Origin of the sequence: Streptomonospora sp. PA3 (genome assembly GCF_009728995.1) — a bacterium.
Lineage (GTDB): Bacteria > Actinomycetota > Actinomycetes > Streptosporangiales > Streptosporangiaceae > Streptomonospora.
In genome coordinates this window covers 55277-72023 of sequence record NZ_VTZW01000007.1, presented here as the reverse complement: position 1 = coordinate 72023, position 16747 = coordinate 55277, and the positions used below count along the sequence as shown (strand labels likewise).

The window sequence follows — 16747 nt, the reverse complement described above, 5'->3', positions numbered from 1 at the left end:
CGACGCGGAATCCGCGTCCGGCGGCGGCGGCGCGCGGCGGAGGGCTGGCGCTATCATCCGGCCAGACCCGCCACTTCCGAGCACCGGGACCCCGAATTGACCGAGAACCCCGACGAAGCCGCCTCGGCACCGACCTCCGTCGACACCACCGTGCCGCATTCGGCGCGCGTGTGGAACTACTGGCTGGGCGGCAAGGACAACTACGCCGTCGACCGGGAGGTGGCCGAGGAGTTCCGCAAGGTCTTCCCCGAGATCTCCGACTTCGCCCGCCAGGGGCGCGGGTTCCTCAAGCGGGCGGTGGCCTACCTCGCCGACGAGGCCGGCATCCGCCAGTTCCTGGACCTGGGGACGGGCATGCCCACGGCCGCCAACACCCACGAGGTCGCCCAGGCCCACGCGCCGGAGTCGACCGTGGTCTACGTCGACAACGACCCGCTGGTGCTGGCGCACGCCACCGCGCTGCTGGTGGGCGCGCCCGAGGGGCGCACCGACTACCTGCACGCCGACCTGCGCCGACCCGAAGCGGTGCTGGAGGCGGCGGCGAAGACGCTGGACTTCGACCGGCCCGTCGCGCTGCTGCTGATGGGGGTTCTGGGCCACATCCCCGAGGACGAGGCGCCCGGCATCGTCGCCCGCCTCGTGGAGGCCCTGCCCAGCGGGAGCCATCTGGCGCTGTGGGACGGCACCGACACCGACCCGCGCGGCAACGAGGCGCTGCGCCAGTACAACGAGACCGCTCCCCTGCCCTACTGGACGCGCAGCCCCGAGTGGATCGCCTCGCTGTTCGACGGGCTGGACCCGGTCGAACCGGGACTGGTGCCCTGCCCGCAGTGGCGGCCCGAGACCCCCGAGGTCGGCGCCGGCCAGTACGGTGCGTCGCTGTGCGGGGTGGGCCGCAAGCCCTGACGCCGGCGCCTGCCGGGTGCCCGCGCGCGGGTGCGGGTGGGGGACCCGAGGCGGTCTTGGGCGGTCGGCCCCTCGGGTGCCCGGATGCGGGTGCCGGTGGAGCCGAAGCGCCGCCGCGGGCGCGCCCGCGGCGGCGCCGCTGCTTTAGGACCGGGGCAGGCGCTCGGCCAGCCAGGCCTCGACGTCGTCGGCGGAGCGCGGCAACCCCGCCGAGAGGACGCGGTTCCCCTCGGCGGTGACCAGGACGTCGTCCTCGATGCGGACGCCGATGCCGCGCAGCTCCGCGGGCACGGTGAGGTCGTCGGGCTGGAAGTACAGGCCGGGTTCGACCGTGAGCACCATGCCCGGGCGCAGCTCGCCGTAGAGGTGGACCTCGGTGCGCGCGCGGGCGCAGTCGTGGACGTCCAGGCCCAGCATGTGCCCGGTGCCGTGCAGGCTGTAGCGGCGCTGCAGGCCGAGTTCGACGACGCGGTCGGCCGGGCCCTCGATCAGGCCCCACTCCACGAGCCCCTCGGCAAGAACGCGCTGGGCGACCTCGTGGTACTCGGTGAACGGGCGCCCCGGCGCCACGGCCGCGATCGCGGCCTCCTGCGCCGCGTAGACGAGGTCGTAGACGCGGCGCTGCACGGCGCTGAAGCGGCCCGAGACGGGCAGGGTGCGGGTGACGTCGGCCGTGTAGAGGGTGGTGGTCTCGACGCCGGCGTCGAGCAGCAGCAGCTCGCCCTCGCGCACCGGGCCGTCGTTGCGCATCCAGTGCAGGGTGGTGGCGTTGGGGCCGGAGGCGGCGATGGTGCCGTAGCCGACGTCGTTGCCCTCGACCCGGGCGCGCAGGAAGAACGTGCCCTCGATGTAGCGCTCGGAGGTGGCCCGGGCCTGAGGCAGCGCCGCGGCGACGTCGCCGAAGCCCAGCACGGTGGAGTCGACGGCGCGCTGCAGCTGGGCGACCTCCCACTCGTCCTTGACCAGGCGCTGGTCGTGCAGGGCCACCGCGAGCTCCTCGTCGCGGTCGGCCGCGGACTCCGCGGCCTCCCCGCCGCCGGCGCGCACTCCGGCGACGACGTCCTCGAGCGCGGCGTCGTGGCCGCGCAGGATGCGCACGGGGGCGGGCGGGGCCTCGCGCAGTACATCGGGCAGCCGGCGCACGTCGTGGGTGTCGAGGCCGAGCCGCTGCGCGGACTCGGCGAGGCTGTGGCGGCGCCCGCTCCACAGTTCGCCGTGCCCGTCGAGCCAGAACTCGCCGTTGTCGCGGTTGGAGCGGGGGCGCAGGTAGACGGTGGCGTCGTGGCCGCCGCCGGCGCGCGGCTCCAGCACCAGGCAGCCGTCGTCGGACTGGTCGCCGCTGAGATAGACGTAGTCGCAGGACGGGCGGAAGGGGTACTCGGTGTCGTTGGAGCGGGTCTTGAGGTTGCCGGCGGGGATGACGAGCCGCTCGCCGGGGAACCGGGCGCTCAGGGCGGCGCGGCGCTTGGCGGTGTAGGCGGCCTGCTCGATCGGCTCCAAGTCGCGGATCTCGGTGTCGGCCCAGCCGGTGCGCATCCAGGCGGCCAGCTCCTCGGAGACGGTCTGGGCCTGGCCGTTCTTGCGCGGGGTGAACACCGGTGCCTCGGCGGCGCCGTTCCCCTCCGCCTGCGGACTGCTGTGGTGCTCACTCACGGTGGTGCCTCCCGGACATGGCTCGACGCTGGCGGAGCCGCTTGTGGCGGCTCCTCCCCCATCCTACGGCCGCACACCGCCGCCGCCCGGCGCAGCTCGGTGCCTGTGGACGGCGGCGCCGAGGGCACCGGCCCCGACCCGGGCCGCGCGCCGGCGCCGGGAGCGGGGCACGCGCCGCGTCAGCGCGGGGCGTTGGGTCCGTAGCCGGTGTCGCGGTCCTCGGGATCGCCGGGGTCGGCGGTGTTGCCCAGGATCACGGCGACGGGCGGCAGCACCATGGCCACCGCGCACATCGCCAGCGCCCAGCCGGTCCCCGCCAGGTAGTACACCGGAAGCGAGCCGCCGAACAGCACCAGGCAGGCGGTCATCAGCGAGATGTACCGGCGCTTTCGCCGCTTCATCACTCCAGCCTAGGGACGACTCCGTTCGGCTGGCGCGCCCGGTGGGCATCGGCGTTTCGGGCTCGGTCGGCACTTTTCGCGGATCGGTGCGGGTGGGCGCTTGTGAAGGTGGGGTGGGGTGGCGGGGATGGTGGGGATGGCGGGGATGGCGGGGTGCAGCCCGCGCGGATCGGTTCGGGTGCCCGCCGGTCGCCCGCGCGACGGGGCGGCGACGACGGGCGGATGGCTCGGCCCGCAATCATCGGCCCCGGTGCCCGCCGGTCGCCCGCCCGACGGGGGCGGCGAGGGCCGCGCGGGGTGCAGCCCGCGCCCATCGGTCCCGGTGCCCGCCGGTCGCCCGCCCGACGAGGCGGCGAGGACGGTGGGGGTTCGGGTCGGCGATCCACGGCTGAGGTCGGCGAATGGCGGGTCGCCCGACGGGGCGGCGACGGCGGCGCGGGGCGCAGCCCGCGCGGATCGGCTCGGGTGCCCGCCGGTGACCCGCCCGACGAGGCGGCGACGACGGGCGGATGGCTCGGCCCGCGCCCATCGGCCCCGGTGCCCGTCGGTGCGGCAGGCGACAGTGGCGGCGAGGGCGGTGGTGGGGCCGCCTACGTCGGGTTCAAGAAGTCGGTCACCACAGGAGGTTGCGGCAATGGGGCTGTGATGCGCGAAGCGCTGTGCGCCAGCTTGCCGCCGAGCGCACGGCGCACCTTTGCGCCGGAGGCCCGCCACCGGTGGTGCGGCTCCACCTGGGAAGGACGGCGTGCGCTCGGCGGCAAGCTGTGACCGCGCTACGCGAGGCGCACCCATTGCCGCAACCCCGATGGTGACCGCCCCGGGTGGTGCCCGTTGGGTTCCTGCAAGGCGGCCCCCGCCGTTCTGAGACACGGCCCGGGCGGGGACTTTTCGGGCATATCGCTCCGGGTGGGGCCACGATGCCCGCCGATGGTGCGCGGTGGGGCTGCGCGGCGCGCCGCAACCCCGGATCTTCCGGTATGCGGAAGGAATCCGGGGTGGTTTGCCCGCAATGCCCGGATGCGGTGGGAGGTGGCGGCGGCCGGGCTGCCACGAGGTGCGCGTTTGGATCGCTTCGGGCGCGGATCCCCGGTCCAAACGCCATGATCATCGCCGATCCCGGCCGCGCGGGCCGCCCCGGCGCCCCCGCATACCGGACATCGCGGGAGGATTCGACGCCGCGGACGGCCCTCCGCGCGGCCCGGGCCCGCCCGGGCGATCGCGCGGCGTGTCTCGTCACCCCACCGCCGCCTCAAAGGTTCCGAATGTCCGGTTTCCAGGTCTGACTTCGATGCGACCGGGGGCGGAGCGATTTAAATTAAATCGGGCGTTCGGGGTTCCGTGCCGGGTGTGCGGGTGAATGAGGCAGCCCGGAACGCCGCCTGGGCACGCCGCCCCGTCGCGCGGGCCACCGGCGGGCACCGGGACCGATCCCCGCGGGCCGAGCCACCCGCCCGCCGTCGCCCCCCTCGTCGGGTGGGTCACCGACGGGCACCGGGGCCGATCCGCGCGGGCTGCACCCGTGCCGTCCTCGCCGCTCTCGTCGGTTTCCGCACCGCGATGGCCCGGGTCAACCGCTCGCCTCCGGCAGCGGTCCGGCTTCAGGGCGGTCGCCCGCGGAGTCCGTGCGGGAAGGCTCGTCTCGGGGCCGGGTCGCGGGGTCGGTGAGGGCGGCGAACCCGCCGCGCACGTCGTAGCCGGCCGCCTCCAGCCTCCGCCGGGCGCGGTGGGCGCGCTCCACGGTGGCCTCGTCGAACAGGCGCAGGTAGAACCGGTCGGGAGCGGCGTTCAGGCCGGCGCGCACCGCTCGCAGCGCCGCGGTGGCGGCCGCCTGGGTGCCCGGGGGCTCCGGGAGGATCCGGTAGGCGCGCCGCGCCCAGCGCGGCAGCGTGTAGTAGGACAGCGCGCCCACCGGCAGCCACAGCGGCTTCAGCCAAGCCAGGTTCTTCAGCCGGTCGGGCACCGCGGGCCACAGCAGGAACCGAACGGCCGCCGCGGCCTCGGGCGTGGCGCACAGCCGCGGGCGCATCCCGGCCAGGTAGGCCCGCATCCCGGCGACCGAGTCGGGCACCCGGGCGGGGTCCAGGCCGACCAGGGCCGCGGTCCGGGTCTGCTCGGCGAAGTAGGAGTCGGCCTCGCGCGGGCTCACCCGCACGCCCGCGCGCGTGACGACCTCCAGGTAGGAGACCACTTCGGCGCAGTGCACCCACAGCAGCAGGTCGGGCTCGTCCACGCGGTGCGGTCGCCCGGTGCGAGGGTCGGTGAAGCCGAGCCGCGCATGCACGGCGCGGACTCGGCGGCCCAGCTCGGCGGCCTCCTGCGGGCTGCCGTAGGTGGTGGTGGCGACGAAGTCGGCGGTGCGCACCAGGCGCCCGGTGGGATCGGTCATGAAGTCCGAGCGCTGCCAGACCCCCTGCATCGCCAGCGGGTGCAGCGCCTGCAGCATGAGCGCGCGCACGCCCGCCACCCACATTGCGCGGTCGATCTGCACCCGCCAGGTGGCACTCGCGGGTGAGGCGAAGGTCGGCTGCATCCTGCCTCGCTCCCAGGCCCGGCTCCGGCACCGCGGCGCGTTCACCGCGGCGACGCCATCGAGTCTAGGTCCCGCCCCGCCGCGTCACCCGGTCGGAGTAGCCTTGCCTGCGCGGGATCCGAGCACGCTGGAGGCAGACATGGCGAACACCCTCGCCCCCGAAACCCAGGCGCTGACCCTGCGCCGCGGCGACCTGGAGTTCGACGCACTGGCCGCCGGACCCGCCGACGGACCGCTCGTGCTGTTCCTGCACGGATTCCCGGAGTTCGCCACCTGCTGGCGCCGGCACCTGGTCGCGGCCGCCCGGGCGGGCTACCGCGCGGTCGCCGTGGACCAGCGCGGCTACTCGCCGGGAGCGCGGCCGCTCGACGAGGCCGACTACACCATGCCCGAACTGGTCGCCGACGTCGCCACCTTCGCCGACGGGCTCGGCGCCGAGCGCTTCCACCTCGTCGGCCACGACTGGGGAGGCGCGGTGGCCTGGGAGGCGGCGGCGCGCCACGCCGACCGGGTGGCGAGCCTGGCGGTGCTGTCCACGCCGCACCCGGCCGCGCTCTCGGCGGCGCTGTCCTCCTCCCCGGAGCAGCGCGAGGCCATGTCCTACTTCCGGCTGTTCCAGACCCCCGGCGCGGCCGAGGAGGCCCTGCTCGACAACGGCGCCGCCGGGCTGGTGGGCGCCTTCCAGGGGCGGGTGCCCGAAGACCTGGTCGAAGACAACGTCCGCCGCCTCTCGCAGGCGGGCGCGCTCACGGCGGCGCTGAACTGGTACCGCGCGCTGCGGCTGGAGAGCGGTTCCCCCGGCGCCCCGGCGGTGGGCGCGCCCACCCTGTACGTGTGGGGCAGCGAGGACATGTCCTTCACCGCCGGGCCCGCACGCGCCACCGGCGACTGGGTCGCGGCCCCGTACCGCTACATCGAGCTGGAGGGGTTCTCGCACTGGTTGCCCGAGGAGGCGCCGGAGGAGACGATCCCCCCGCTGCTGGACCACCTGGCCGCGGCCGAGGAGGGCTGACCCGCCCGACCCGCCCGGCCGGGGCGCAGGAGGCCGGCCGCCAACACCGCACGACCGCTCCGCCGTGCCGCCGGCGAATATGTCCCGACTCACGTCTGAGAACGCCGACAACTCCAGTTAACGCCGATTACTATCAGTCGACGGGAGGCGTGCTGTCCATCGAGTGACGGAAGGCGGTGGGCCCGATGGTCGACACCGAGCTGCTGATCACAGGACTCGCTGTCACACTGGGCGGGATCGTGCTCGTCCTGCTCGGCGGCGCCGCATACATCGCTTACCAGGCCCTGGAACGGCACCTCGACCGGCGGGCGGGGATCCCCGACCCGCAGGATGCGCCGCCGGCCGACCCCTCGGCCGGGGCCGCGGGGGAACCCGCCGCCGGGCGGCGCGAGCACCAGCCCGCCTGAGGCCCGCCCGGCCCCGCCGGACGACGCGCATCGCGCACCCCCGGGCCGCCGCACGCGCGGCTCCGCCTGTTCCGGCTCCCCTCAGCCTTCGGCCGTGACCGCCCGCGCCAGCAGCTCGGGCATCACGTTTCCGCCGGAGATCACCGCCACCGCGCGGCCGTGCGGGACGCGCCCGGAGAGGTAGGCCGCCGTGGCGACGGCCCCACTGGGTTCGGCCACCAGGCGCGCGCTGCGGGCGAGCGTGCCGACCGCGGCGAGGATCTCCTCCTCGGTGACGGTGACGATCCCGTCGAGGCGCTCGCGCAGGTGGGCGAAGGTCAGTTCCGAGGGCCCCACGCGTACACCGTCGGCGACGGTGCGCCCGGTGCGCTCCGGCGGCCAGGGGGTGAGCCGGCCGCGCTCCAGGCTCTCCTTGGCGTCGGCGGCCAGTTCGGGCTCGACGCCGATCACCGCCGCGCCCGGGCACCGGGCCTTGACGGCGGTCGCCACCCCGGCGGCCAGCCCGCCCCCGCCCACGGGGACCAGCACCGTCTCGACCCCGGGCAGGTCGGCGGCGATCTCGGCGCCGACGGTGCCCTGTCCGGCGATCACATCGGGGTGGTCGAAGGGCGGGACCAGTGTCAGCCCCTGCTCCTCGGCGATCCGGTGGGCCTCGGCCGCGCGCCGGGCCGGCTCGACGGCCACGGTCTGGGCTCCGAAGCCGTGCATCGCGGCCACCTTGACCCGCGGCGCGCCCTCGGGCACCACCACCACGCAGCGGACGCCGCGGCTGCGGGCCGCGAAGGCCAGGGCCTGGCCGTGGTTACCCGACGAGTGGGTGATCACTCCCGCCTTCCGCTGCTCGGGATCGAGCCGGGCGAGCGCGTTGGCGGCCCCGCGGATCTTGAACGCGCCGACCGGCTGCAGGTTCTCCGGCTTGACCCGCAACTCCCCCGGCGCCCACGGGCACGGCAGCAGCGGGGTGCGTACGGCGATTGCGGCCAGGCGTTCCTGGGCGGCGGCGATGTCGGCGGACGTGATCAGCTCCATGCGGGCAGTATGCCCCGCGCCCGCTCCGGCGGGCGCCGAGGGTCCGCAGAAGCAGGCGCGAAGCGCGCTGCCGCGCCGGGCCGCGAGCGGCGACCGTGCGGGCGGCGCGAATCGGTGCGGTTGCCCCCGTTGACAGGCCGCACACCTGTGCCTACGTTTATGGGAGCGCTCCCAGAGCGATGGCGGTCCGTTTCGCGGGCCGCCGCAGCGTCCACCGGCCCGGCACCCCCTCCCCTGGGTCGGCGGACGGCGCGGAGAACGCGGGGGAGGCCGCTCCCGGCGGCCTCCCCCGCCCTCGCCGGCGCGAGAGGGCCCGCCCGGTCCGGTTGCCCAGGCTCGTCCCGCTCCCCCGGCGCACCTGCCCTCAGGCCGCGGTGTAGCAGCCCACCGCGTGGTCGTCGGCCAGGTCCACGGGGCCGTGTTCGCCCGGCCGGCCGCCCGCCGCGCAGCCCGGGCACTCCCCCTCGCCCTCCTGCGCCAGCCGCGCGTCGGCCTGCTGCCAGGAGGTGTGCAGCTGCGGGACCGAGGCCAGCAGCCGCCGCGTGTAGGGGTGGGCCGGAGCGGAGAAGGCGGCCGAGGTGGCACCGCGCTCGACGACCCGGCCGCGGCGCAGGATGACCGCGGTGTCGCTGATGTAGTTGCCCAGCGACAGGTCGTGGGTGATGAAGAGGATCCCCAGCCCCCGGGCCTTGAGGTCGCCGAGCAGGTTCAGCACGTCGATGCGGGTGGAGGCGTCGAGCATGCTGATGATCTCGTCGGCGACCAGCATCCGGATGTCCAGCAGCAGCGCGCGGGCGATCAGCAGCCGCTGCAGCTGCCCCCCGCTGAGCTGGTGGGGGAACTTGCCCAGCACCTGGGCCGGGTCCAGCCCGACCGTGGTCAGCGCATCCTCCACCCTGGCCCGCCAGTGCGCCTGTGAAACGGCGCCGGCGTACTCGGCCCGCACCAGCTCGAAGACCCGGTCGGCGGGGAAGATGGGGTTGAAGCAGCTGAAGGGGTCCTGGAAGACGCCCTGGACCCGGCTGTAGTACTCCTTGGTGCGCGCGTGGCCGCGCAGGCCGGCGATGTCGGCGCCCTCGAAGGCGATGGTGCCGGAGCTGGCGGAGATCAGCCGCAGCACCATCTTGCCGATGGTGCTCTTGCCGCTTCCGCTCTCGCCGATGAGCGAGACCACCTCGCCCGGCCGCACGCTGAAGTCGACCCCGCGCACGGCGTGCAGGCGCCGTCCGCCGAAGGCCCCGACCCGGTAGGTCTTGCTCACCTGCCGCAGGTCCAGCATCGTTCTCAGCCCTCCACTTTCCAGCACGCCGCCCAGTGCCCGGGGGCGACCTCGGTGAACGGCGGCTCCTCGGCGCACTTGGCGAAGGCCAGCGGGCAGCGGTCGCGGAACCGGCATCCCTCGGGCGGATCGAGCAGCCCGGGGGGCTGGCCGGGGATGCCCTCCAGGCGCTTGCCGGAGAAGGTCACGCCGACCTCCGGCAGCGAGGACAGCAGCATGCGGGTGTAGGGATGGCGCGGCGCCTCGATGACGGTGCGCGAGGACGCCTTCTCCGCGGGCCGTCCGGCGTACATGACCATGATCGTGTCGGCGATCTGGTGCACCAGCGCCAGATCGTGCGTCACGAAGATCATGCTCGTGATGAACCCGCGGTCGCGGAAGCCCGCCAGGGCCTCGGCCACGGAGCGCTGGGTGGTGACGTCCAGCGCGGAGGTCACCTCGTCGGCGATGAGCAGCGAGGGGTCGAGCAGGGTGGACAGCACCATCACCACGCGCTGCTTCATGCCGCCCGACAGCTCGATGGGGAACCGGTCCAGCACCTGGGCGTCCAGCCCCACCAGCTCCAGGCGGCGCAGGAGCTCGGGGTGCACGGCGGTGTAGTCGATGCCGCGCGAGCGGATCAGCTCCCTGATCATCCGCCCGATGCGGCGGGTGGGGTTGAGTGCGCTCATCGCGTACTGCGGGATGAGCGAGACCTCGTGGAACCGGAAGGGCACCATGGCGCGCTGGTCGTCCACCGGCAGCTCGGTGCCGTCCAGCTCCACGCGGCCGCGGATGCGGCGCATGCGGCCGTCCATCCGGATCAGGCTCTTGGCCAGGGTGGACTTGCCGCTGCCGGACTCGCCGGCCAGCCCCATGATCTCCCCGTCGGCCAGCGAGAAGCTGACTCCGTCGAGCGCGCGGACGTCGCCGCGCAGGGTCCGGTAGTAGACCGCGAGGTCGGTCACGTCCAGGCTCACGCGCCTCACAGCTCCCTCAGCCGGGGGTTGAACACCTCGTCCAACCCGACGTTCATGATGTAGAGCGACCCCACGATCGCGGTGATGCCGAGCCCGGGCGGGACGAACCACCACCACATGCCGCCGCTCAGCGCGCTCCAGCTGACCGCGCTGTGCATCATCAGCCCCAGCGAGACGCCGCGAGTGGGCCCCAGGCCGATGAAGTCCAGGCCCGCGGCGATCAGGATGGCGCCGCCGAACAGCAGGATGAAGGTCATGAACAGGTACGAGCTCATGTTGGGCGCGATCTCGCGGAAGACGATCTTGTAGGCGCGGCGCCCGCTCATCCGCGCCAAGTCGACGAAGTCGCGGGTGGCCAGCGACAGCGTCTGGGCGCGCACGGCGCGCGCGACCCACGGCCAGGAGGTCAGTCCGATGAAGCAGCCCTGCAGCCAGATGCCGCGGGCCTCCAGGTAGGCGGCGGCGATGATGAGCACCACCAGGGCGGGCAGCACCAGCACGATGTTGGTGATCATGTTGAGCACCTCGTCGACCAGGCCGCCGCGGTAGCCGGCGGTGAACCCGACGACCATGCCCACCGCGGCGGCGATGCCCCCGCCCACCAGGCCGACCAGGAAGGTGGCGCGCAGCCCGAAGACGAACTGCGCCCACACGTCCTGGCCGAAGCTGGTGGTGCCCAGCGGGTATCCGCCGCCGGGGGGTGCCGACTTGGGGCCGACGTAGGCGTTGGGCGGATTGTCGATGAACAGGGGTCCGACCAGGCCCGTGGCCAGCAGGGCCAGCACGACGCCGGCCCCGATCAGCAGCTTGGGGTTGCGCACGGCGAAATGGGCGGTGTCGCGCCAGCGGACGCCGCCGGCGCCGGACACGCCGGTCTCGGCCTGGGCGGCCTTGGCCTCGATCGCGCTGTCGCTCATGGCCTCCTGCTCCCTTCGGGCCCGGGCTGCTTGCTCATGCGCCGCCTCCCTGCATCTGGGTGCGCGTGCGCGGGTCGATCACCACGTAGACGACGTCGACGACGAAGTTGGCGATGAGCACGCCGACGACGATGAACAGGAAGGCGCCCTGCAGCAGGAAGAAGTCGCGGTTGTTCAGCGCCTGCAGGATGAGGTTGCCCAGGCCGGGGTAGCCGAAGACGATCTCGGTGAGCAGCGCCCCGGCCACGATCGTGCCCAGCTGCACCGCGAGGCCGGTCATCTGCGGCAGCACCGCGTTGCGGAAGGCGTAGCGCCGCACCAGCTTGCGGGGGGCGCCCAGGGCCTCCAGGTAGTTGGAGTACTCCGCCTCCAGCTCGTAGATGATCAGGTTGCGCATGCCGATCGCCCAGCCGCCGAAGGCGACGAGGAACAGCGAGGCGAAGGGCAGGAACCAGTGCATCACCAGGTCCCAGGCGAAGGTCCAGTTCCATCCCGGGATCGAGCTGAAGCCGTAGGCCCCGGCGGTGGGGAACCAGCCGGCCACCACGCCCAGGCCCCAGGCGAGCAGGATGCCCAGCCACATGTAGGGGGTGGCGGTGAGGATGTAGCCCAGCGGGAGCAGGGTGTTGTCCAGCCACCTGCTGCGTGCGGCGAAGGCGCCGAATCGGTTGCCGGCGATCCAGCTGAGCAGGATGGCCGGCAGCAGCAGCGCGAGGGTGTAGGGGACGGCGTCCAGCAGGATCCCGGTGACCGGCTGGGGGAACAGCCACACGCTGATGCCCAGGTCGCCCTGGAACAGCGAGGTCCAGAAGTTGATGTACTGCTGCCAGGCGGGCTGGTCCAGGCCGAAGACCGACTCGTAGTAGTCGCGCATCGCCTGCATGGTCTCGGGGTCGCCGGCCGATCCGCGGCTGAGCATGGTCCGCACCGGGTCGCCGGGCATGAGGCGCGGGATGAGCCAGTTGATGCTCACCGCGGCGACGAACGTCAGCGCGTAGACGAGGATCTTCCTGGCGAGGTAGCGGCGCAAAGCGGCCTCCTTGCTCCTGCTGCTCGTCGAGGGGCCGGCGCGGCGCCGGCCGGGAGGTGGAGGGCGGCACCGCCCCCTCCCCGGTGGCACGGGAGGGAGGGGGCGGGCCGCGGCCCGGCCGCGGCGCGGCCGGGGGCTGGTCGGGGCCGCCTCAGCCGCCGGCGGGCTCCAGTTCGGTGAGCATCAGGACCGAGCCGAGCTGGGCGTAGTTGCGCCAGGTCGTGGGGAGGTGGTTGGGCGTGTCCTCGGCCGATGTGGGGAAGTTGGTCCAGGTCTGGGTGCTGTACTGGGACCACAGGCCGTTGTACCAGAGCGGGATGATGGGCATCTCCTGCAGATGGATCTCCTGCAGCCGGGAGATGATCTCCTGCATGGCCTGCGTGTCGTCGACGGGGGTCCGGGCCAGTTCCTGGGTCAGCTCCCAGGCGTCCTCGTTCTCGTAGCGCGCGAAGTTGACCGTGGTCTGCTGCTCTTGGACCGGCAGCTGGAACATGTAGTCGTAGTAGGTCCAGGGCGTGTTGCTGATCTGGCGCTCGTTGTTGAGCACCAGGTCGAACTCGCCGGCGTTGCGCCCGTCCTCCAGGGCGGCCTGGTCGGGGAACTCCGCGGAGACGTCGATGCCCGCGGCCTTGGCGCCGTCGGCGATGATGCGGGCGGCCTCCATCCAGTCGGTCCAGCCCGAGGGGACCTCCAGGGTCAGCTCGATCGGCTCGCCGTCGGGGGTCTCGACCAGGCCGTCGCCGTCGGTGTCCTCGTAGCCGGCGTCGGCCAGCAGGGACTCGGCGCGGCCGGGGTCGTGGGAGAAGCCGTGCTCGTCGACCACCTCGGAGTCGATGTAGTCCTCCCAGACCGGCAGCAGGCCGGTGGGGTCGGCGGCCTGGACGAGGTTGGAGTAGGGGCCCTGGATGATCTTCTCGACGTCGACCGATGCGGCCAGCGCCTTGCGGAACTCGGGGTCGTCCAGCGGCTCGCGGGTGGTGTTGGGCACCAGCCAGGCGGTGTTGGCCGAGAGCATGTAGGGCGGCTCGTCGTAGTAGCTGCTGATGTTCGGGTTGTTCTCGATCTTCTGGTCGACGCCCGGCAGGAAGTTGTTGCTGATGTCGACCTGGCCCTGGTCCAGCAGCCGGTTGGTGACGTCGTTGCTGGAGTTGACGATGTCGACGACGTAGTCGGGTGCGACCTGGAGGTCCAGCGCCTCGATCGCCCACCAGTCCTCGTTCTTGGCGTAGATCTGGCGGTCCTCGCTGTGGTCCTCGTAGAGGTAGGGGCCCGTGCCCACGGGGTCCTTGTTGGCGCCGGTGCTGACCTCCTCCTCGCTGCGGTCGGCCCACAGGTGCTCGGGGACGATGGGGTTGGAGTAGGTGTAGTAGGCGAACTCCTGGCGGCGCACGTCCTCGGTGAACTCGAATCGGGCGGTGCGCTCGTCGACGGCCTCGACGCTTTCCAGGTAGTCCCACACGTTGTGGTAGGGCACCGTCTCGAACTTCGCCAGCTCGTAGGTGAAGGCGACGTCCTCGGCGGTGAGGGCCTCGCCGTCGCTCCAGGTGACGCCCTGGCGGACGGTCACCTCATAGGTGGTCTCGCCCACCCACTCCTGGGACTCGGCGAGCCAGGGGATGTACTCCTGCTGCTGCGGGTCGAACAGGAACAGCGGCTCGTAGATGTAGCCGACCACGCCGGTGGTGTAGGAGCCGCTCATGATGGGGTTCCAGTTGACGGGCGGGCCCCACTGCGTGCCCGTGGTGTAGAGCGTCTCCTCCCGCGGGTACCCCCCGCCCCCGGAGTCGTCGCCGCCGCCGGTGCAGCCCGCCGCCGCGGCCAGGCACGCGGCCATGGCGGCCGCGCTCAGCCATCTCAGCCGGTTCCCCATGTCCTACTCCCAACGCTCGTCTCGTGCGGGCCTGCGCAGCCGCGGGTCGGGCCGTGGAGGCGCGGCACGGCGGCGGGTGCGCGGCCATGTGACCGGCACCACCCGCAAAGTGGGCACAGAACATCACTGAACCGGTTCAGTGGTCAAGGTGCGTTATCAAAAGTAAACCGGTTCAGAGCTGGACAGACGCCATTCCGCAGACGAATACGGGCCGGACCCGGGCGGCTGCGCTCCGTGCTGCGCCGCCGCCGGATCCGGCCCGCTTCCCCGAGGCCTGCTGGGAGCTACTCGGCCACGGCCGCCTCGCTCACCAGGTGGCGGGTGTGGTCGACCTCGCGGGTGGGCCCGTCGAGGCGGACCCGCGCGCTGTGGCGGATCTCCTCGCAGGAGGCGGCCAGCTGCAGGTCCAGATCGCCGGCCTCGACGATGCGGCGCCCGTCGGGGGCGGTGTAGGCCGCCAGGTCGGCCGATACGGCGAACTCCACCCGCCGCTCCTGGCCCGGCTCCAGCTCCACGCGCGCATAGCCGATGAGGCTGCGCACCGGCCGGCTCACCCGGGCCACCGGGTCGGCCAGGTAGAGCTGGACGACCTCGGCGCCGGCGCGCGCTCCCGTGTTGCGCACCGTGCAGCCCAGGGTGAAGGAGCCGTCGGTGGTGGTCGCGACCGGGTCGGCGGAGCCCGCGGGCCGCCCGTGCACCCGGAAGTCCGTCCAGGCGAAGGAGCTGTAGGAGATCCCGTGGCCGAAGGGGTACAGGGCGGTGGGGTCGACCGAGCTGACCTCGCTGCGCCGGCCCAGCGGCGGGGCGAGGTAGGAGGCGGGCTGGCCGCCGCTGTCCCGCGGCACCGCCACGGGCAGCCGGCCGCTGGGGTTGACCCGGCCCGAAAGCACGCCCGCGACCGCTGGGCCGCCCTCCTCGCCGGGGAAGAAGGCCTGCACCACGGCGGCCGCGCGCTCGGCGAGGCCGCCCAGCGCGTAGGGGCGCCCGCTCATCACCACCAGCACCAGCGGGGTGCCGGTCTCCAGCAGCTCCTCCACCAGCCGGTGCTGCAGCCCGGGCAGCCGCAGGTCGGCGGCGTCGCACCCCTCGCCGGAGGTGCCGCGGCCGAAGAGCCCGGCGCGGTCGCCCACCACTGCCACGCAGACCTCGGCCGCCTCGGCGGCGGCGACGGCCTCGGCGATGCCGGAGGTGTCGGGGTCGTCGACCCCGCAGCCGCGCCGGTGGTCCAGGGCGGTCTCGCCCAGCTCGGCGCGCAGCGACTCCAGCAGCGTGGGCACCGCCAGGCCGATCTCGGTGTCGGGGTGCTGCGGGCCCACGTGGGCGGGGAAGGAGTAGCAGCCCAGCATGGCCTCGGTGGAGTCGGCCAGCGGCCCCACCACGGCGGTGCGGCGCCCTCCCGCCAGCGGCAGCGCGTCGCCGGAGTTGTCCAGCAGGACCACCGACTCCTCGGCCAGGCGCCGGGCCAGGGCGCGGTGCTCGGCGGGGTCCAGGTCGATCTCGGTGCCGGATGCGGCCTCGCTCTCGCCCGGGGCCGCATCCGCCGGCTCGGCCGGGAACGGGCTCCAGTCCGCGTCCAGCAGCCCCAGCTCGCACTTCTGGGTGAGCACCCGCAGGGCGGCGCGGTCGACGAGCTCCTCGGAGACCTTGCCCTGGCGCACCGCCTCTGCCAGCGGCTCGCCGTAGCAGCGCAGGGTGGGCAGTTCGACGTCGACCCCGGCGCTCAGCGCCGCGGCCGCCGCCTCGCCGGCCGAGCCGGCGGTGCCGTGCAACGTCTCCAGGAACGTGACCGCGAAGTAGTCGGAGACCGCGGTCCCGGTGAAGCCCCACTGCTCGCGCAGCAGGGTGGTGAGCAGGGCGGGGTCGGCCGTGGCGGGTACGCCGTCGTTGGAGGTGTAGGACGGCATCACCGAACGGGCGCCGCCCAGCACGATCGCCATCTCGAACGGCGGCAGCAGCAGGTCGGCGAACTCGCGCGGTCCCGCCGAGACGGGGGCCAGGTTGCGTCCGGCCCGCGACGCCGAGTAGCCGGCGAAGTGCTTGAGCGTGGCGACGATCCCCGTGGACTGCAGCCCGCGCACGTAGGCGGTGGCCACGGTCCCCACCAGGTAGGGGTCCTCGCCGATGGTCTCCTCGGTGCGGCCCCAGCGGAGGTCGCGGGTGACGTCCAGGACCGGGGCCAGGCCCTGGTGCACCCCGACGCTGCGCATCGAGGCGCCGATCTGGGCCGCCATCCGCTCGACGAGGTCGGGGTCGAAGGAGGCGCCCCAGGCCAGCGGGGTCGGATACACCGTGGCCTTCCAGGCGGCGAAGCCCGACAGGCACTCTTCGTGGGCCAGGGCGGGGATGCTGAACCGGTTGGCGGCGGCGATCTCCTTCTGGGAGTTGGCCAGCGCCTGCACCCCCATCGCCGGGTCGACGGGAGCGGTGCCGAACGGGCGGGTGAGCTGGCCCAGCCCGTGGGCGATCACGCGCTCCCATTCGGGGGGCTCCTCGGCCAGGTCGTGCTGGTGGGGGGCGACGCCCTCACCGGATCCGTCGGCGCCCACCCAGACTCCATAGAGCTGGGCGACCTTCTCCTCTAAGGTCATGAGCCTAAGAACCTCGCCCGCCCGTTCTGCGGCGGGACGCGCGGCGTCCTGCCAGGGGGCGAGGTTGGAGTGGGGCGTCATATACCGTCCTTACTCATTGCGGAGCCCCGCTCGCGCGGGGCTTCCTTCGTGGCTGTCGGTTCCGGTGAGGGCACGGGAGGGCGGG

13 protein-coding genes are annotated in these 16747 nt (G+C 73.6%); 3 read left to right on the top strand and 10 right to left on the bottom strand.

Features of this window, described 5'->3' with window-relative positions; genetic code table 11:
- The first annotated feature begins 96 nt into the window (after positions 1–96).
- The gene (locus FZ103_RS04905) at positions 97–906 is read left to right on the top strand and encodes an SAM-dependent methyltransferase (RefSeq protein WP_255429769.1); all 810 of its coding nucleotides are present in this window, start codon (positions 97–99) and stop codon (positions 904–906) included.
- Positions 907–1050: 144 nt separating this feature from the next.
- Here the strand turns inward: FZ103_RS04905 and FZ103_RS04900 are convergent, their stop codons facing one another.
- The 3 genes from FZ103_RS04900 to FZ103_RS04890 form a co-directional block, all read right to left on the bottom strand.
- Positions 1051–2559 carry an aminopeptidase P family protein gene (locus FZ103_RS04900; protein WP_186355828.1) on the bottom strand — a complete coding sequence of 503 codons (1509 nt, stop codon included), beginning with the start codon at positions 2557–2559 and terminating at the stop codon, positions 1051–1053.
- A gap of 179 nt (positions 2560–2738) precedes the next feature.
- Positions 2739–2960 (bottom strand): DUF3099 domain-containing protein, encoded by a 222-nt coding sequence (locus FZ103_RS04895; protein ID WP_155999179.1) that lies wholly within the window; start codon positions 2958–2960, stop codon positions 2739–2741.
- A 1567-nt stretch (positions 2961–4527) separates the two neighbouring features.
- The gene (locus tag FZ103_RS04890; RefSeq protein WP_155999177.1) at positions 4528–5490 is read right to left on the bottom strand and encodes an oxygenase MpaB family protein; all 963 of its coding nucleotides are present in this window, start codon (positions 5488–5490) and stop codon (positions 4528–4530) included.
- 139 nt (positions 5491–5629) lie between these two features.
- On the opposite strand from FZ103_RS04890, the gene FZ103_RS04885 reads away from it, so the two are divergent.
- Both FZ103_RS04885 and FZ103_RS04880 read left to right on the top strand, forming a co-directional pair.
- Complete coding sequence (locus FZ103_RS04885) at positions 5630–6502, top strand: alpha/beta fold hydrolase (RefSeq protein ID WP_155999175.1); 873 nt, start codon at positions 5630–5632, stop codon at positions 6500–6502.
- A 185-nt stretch (positions 6503–6687) separates the two neighbouring features.
- Positions 6688–6909: a hypothetical protein gene (locus FZ103_RS04880; protein ID WP_155999173.1), complete on the top strand. Its 222-nt coding sequence runs from the start codon at positions 6688–6690 to the stop codon at positions 6907–6909.
- Positions 6910–6990: 81 nt separating this feature from the next.
- Here FZ103_RS04880 and FZ103_RS04875 read toward each other — a convergent pair whose 3' ends face one another.
- The 7 genes from FZ103_RS04875 to FZ103_RS04845 all read right to left on the bottom strand — a co-directional run bounded on the left by FZ103_RS04875 (position 6991) and on the right by FZ103_RS04845 (position 16662).
- A complete protein-coding gene (locus FZ103_RS04875) occupies positions 6991–7938 on the bottom strand; it encodes a threonine/serine dehydratase (protein WP_155999171.1) in 948 nt (315 codons plus the stop codon).
- 364 nt (positions 7939–8302) lie between these two features.
- A complete protein-coding gene (locus FZ103_RS04870) occupies positions 8303–9217 on the bottom strand; it encodes an ABC transporter ATP-binding protein (protein WP_155999169.1) in 915 nt (304 codons plus the stop codon).
- Positions 9218–9222: 5 nt separating this feature from the next.
- Positions 9223–10176, bottom strand: a complete 954-nt coding sequence (locus tag FZ103_RS04865; RefSeq protein ID WP_186355827.1) for an ABC transporter ATP-binding protein — start codon at positions 10174–10176, stop codon at positions 9223–9225.
- A gap of 5 nt (positions 10177–10181) precedes the next feature.
- A complete protein-coding gene (locus tag FZ103_RS04860; protein ID WP_155999167.1) occupies positions 10182–11093 on the bottom strand; it encodes an ABC transporter permease in 912 nt (303 codons plus the stop codon).
- Between the two features lie 34 nt (positions 11094–11127).
- Complete coding sequence (locus FZ103_RS04855) at positions 11128–12123, bottom strand: ABC transporter permease (RefSeq protein WP_155999165.1); 996 nt, start codon at positions 12121–12123, stop codon at positions 11128–11130.
- A 151-nt stretch (positions 12124–12274) separates the two neighbouring features.
- Positions 12275–13993 (bottom strand): ABC transporter substrate-binding protein, encoded by a 1719-nt coding sequence (locus tag FZ103_RS04850; protein WP_155999163.1) that lies wholly within the window; start codon positions 13991–13993, stop codon positions 12275–12277.
- Positions 13994–14277: 284 nt separating this feature from the next.
- Positions 14278–16662: a glycoside hydrolase family 3 N-terminal domain-containing protein gene (locus FZ103_RS04845; RefSeq protein ID WP_155999162.1), complete on the bottom strand. Its 2385-nt coding sequence runs from the start codon at positions 16660–16662 to the stop codon at positions 14278–14280.
- Positions 16663–16747 lie beyond the last annotated feature (85 nt).

Coding starts and splice junctions, on each gene's coding strand:
- FZ103_RS04895 (WP_155999179.1), bottom strand. CDS start 2,960: ATGAAGCGGCGAAAGCGCCGGTACATCTCGCTGATGACCGCCTGCCTG.
- FZ103_RS04890 (WP_155999177.1), bottom strand. CDS start 5,490: ATGCAGCCGACCTTCGCCTCACCCGCGAGTGCCACCTGGCGGGTGCAG.
- FZ103_RS04885 (WP_155999175.1), top strand. CDS start 5,630: ATGGCGAACACCCTCGCCCCCGAAACCCAGGCGCTGACCCTGCGCCGC.
- FZ103_RS04880 (WP_155999173.1), top strand. CDS start 6,688: ATGGTCGACACCGAGCTGCTGATCACAGGACTCGCTGTCACACTGGGC.
- FZ103_RS04875 (WP_155999171.1), bottom strand. CDS start 7,938: ATGGAGCTGATCACGTCCGCCGACATCGCCGCCGCCCAGGAACGCCTG.
- FZ103_RS04870 (WP_155999169.1), bottom strand. CDS start 9,217: ATGCTGGACCTGCGGCAGGTGAGCAAGACCTACCGGGTCGGGGCCTTC.
- FZ103_RS04860 (WP_155999167.1), bottom strand. CDS start 11,093: ATGAGCGACAGCGCGATCGAGGCCAAGGCCGCCCAGGCCGAGACCGGC.
- FZ103_RS04850 (WP_155999163.1), bottom strand. CDS start 13,993: ATGGGGAACCGGCTGAGATGGCTGAGCGCGGCCGCCATGGCCGCGTGC.
- FZ103_RS04845 (WP_155999162.1), bottom strand. CDS start 16,662: ATGACGCCCCACTCCAACCTCGCCCCCTGGCAGGACGCCGCGCGTCCC.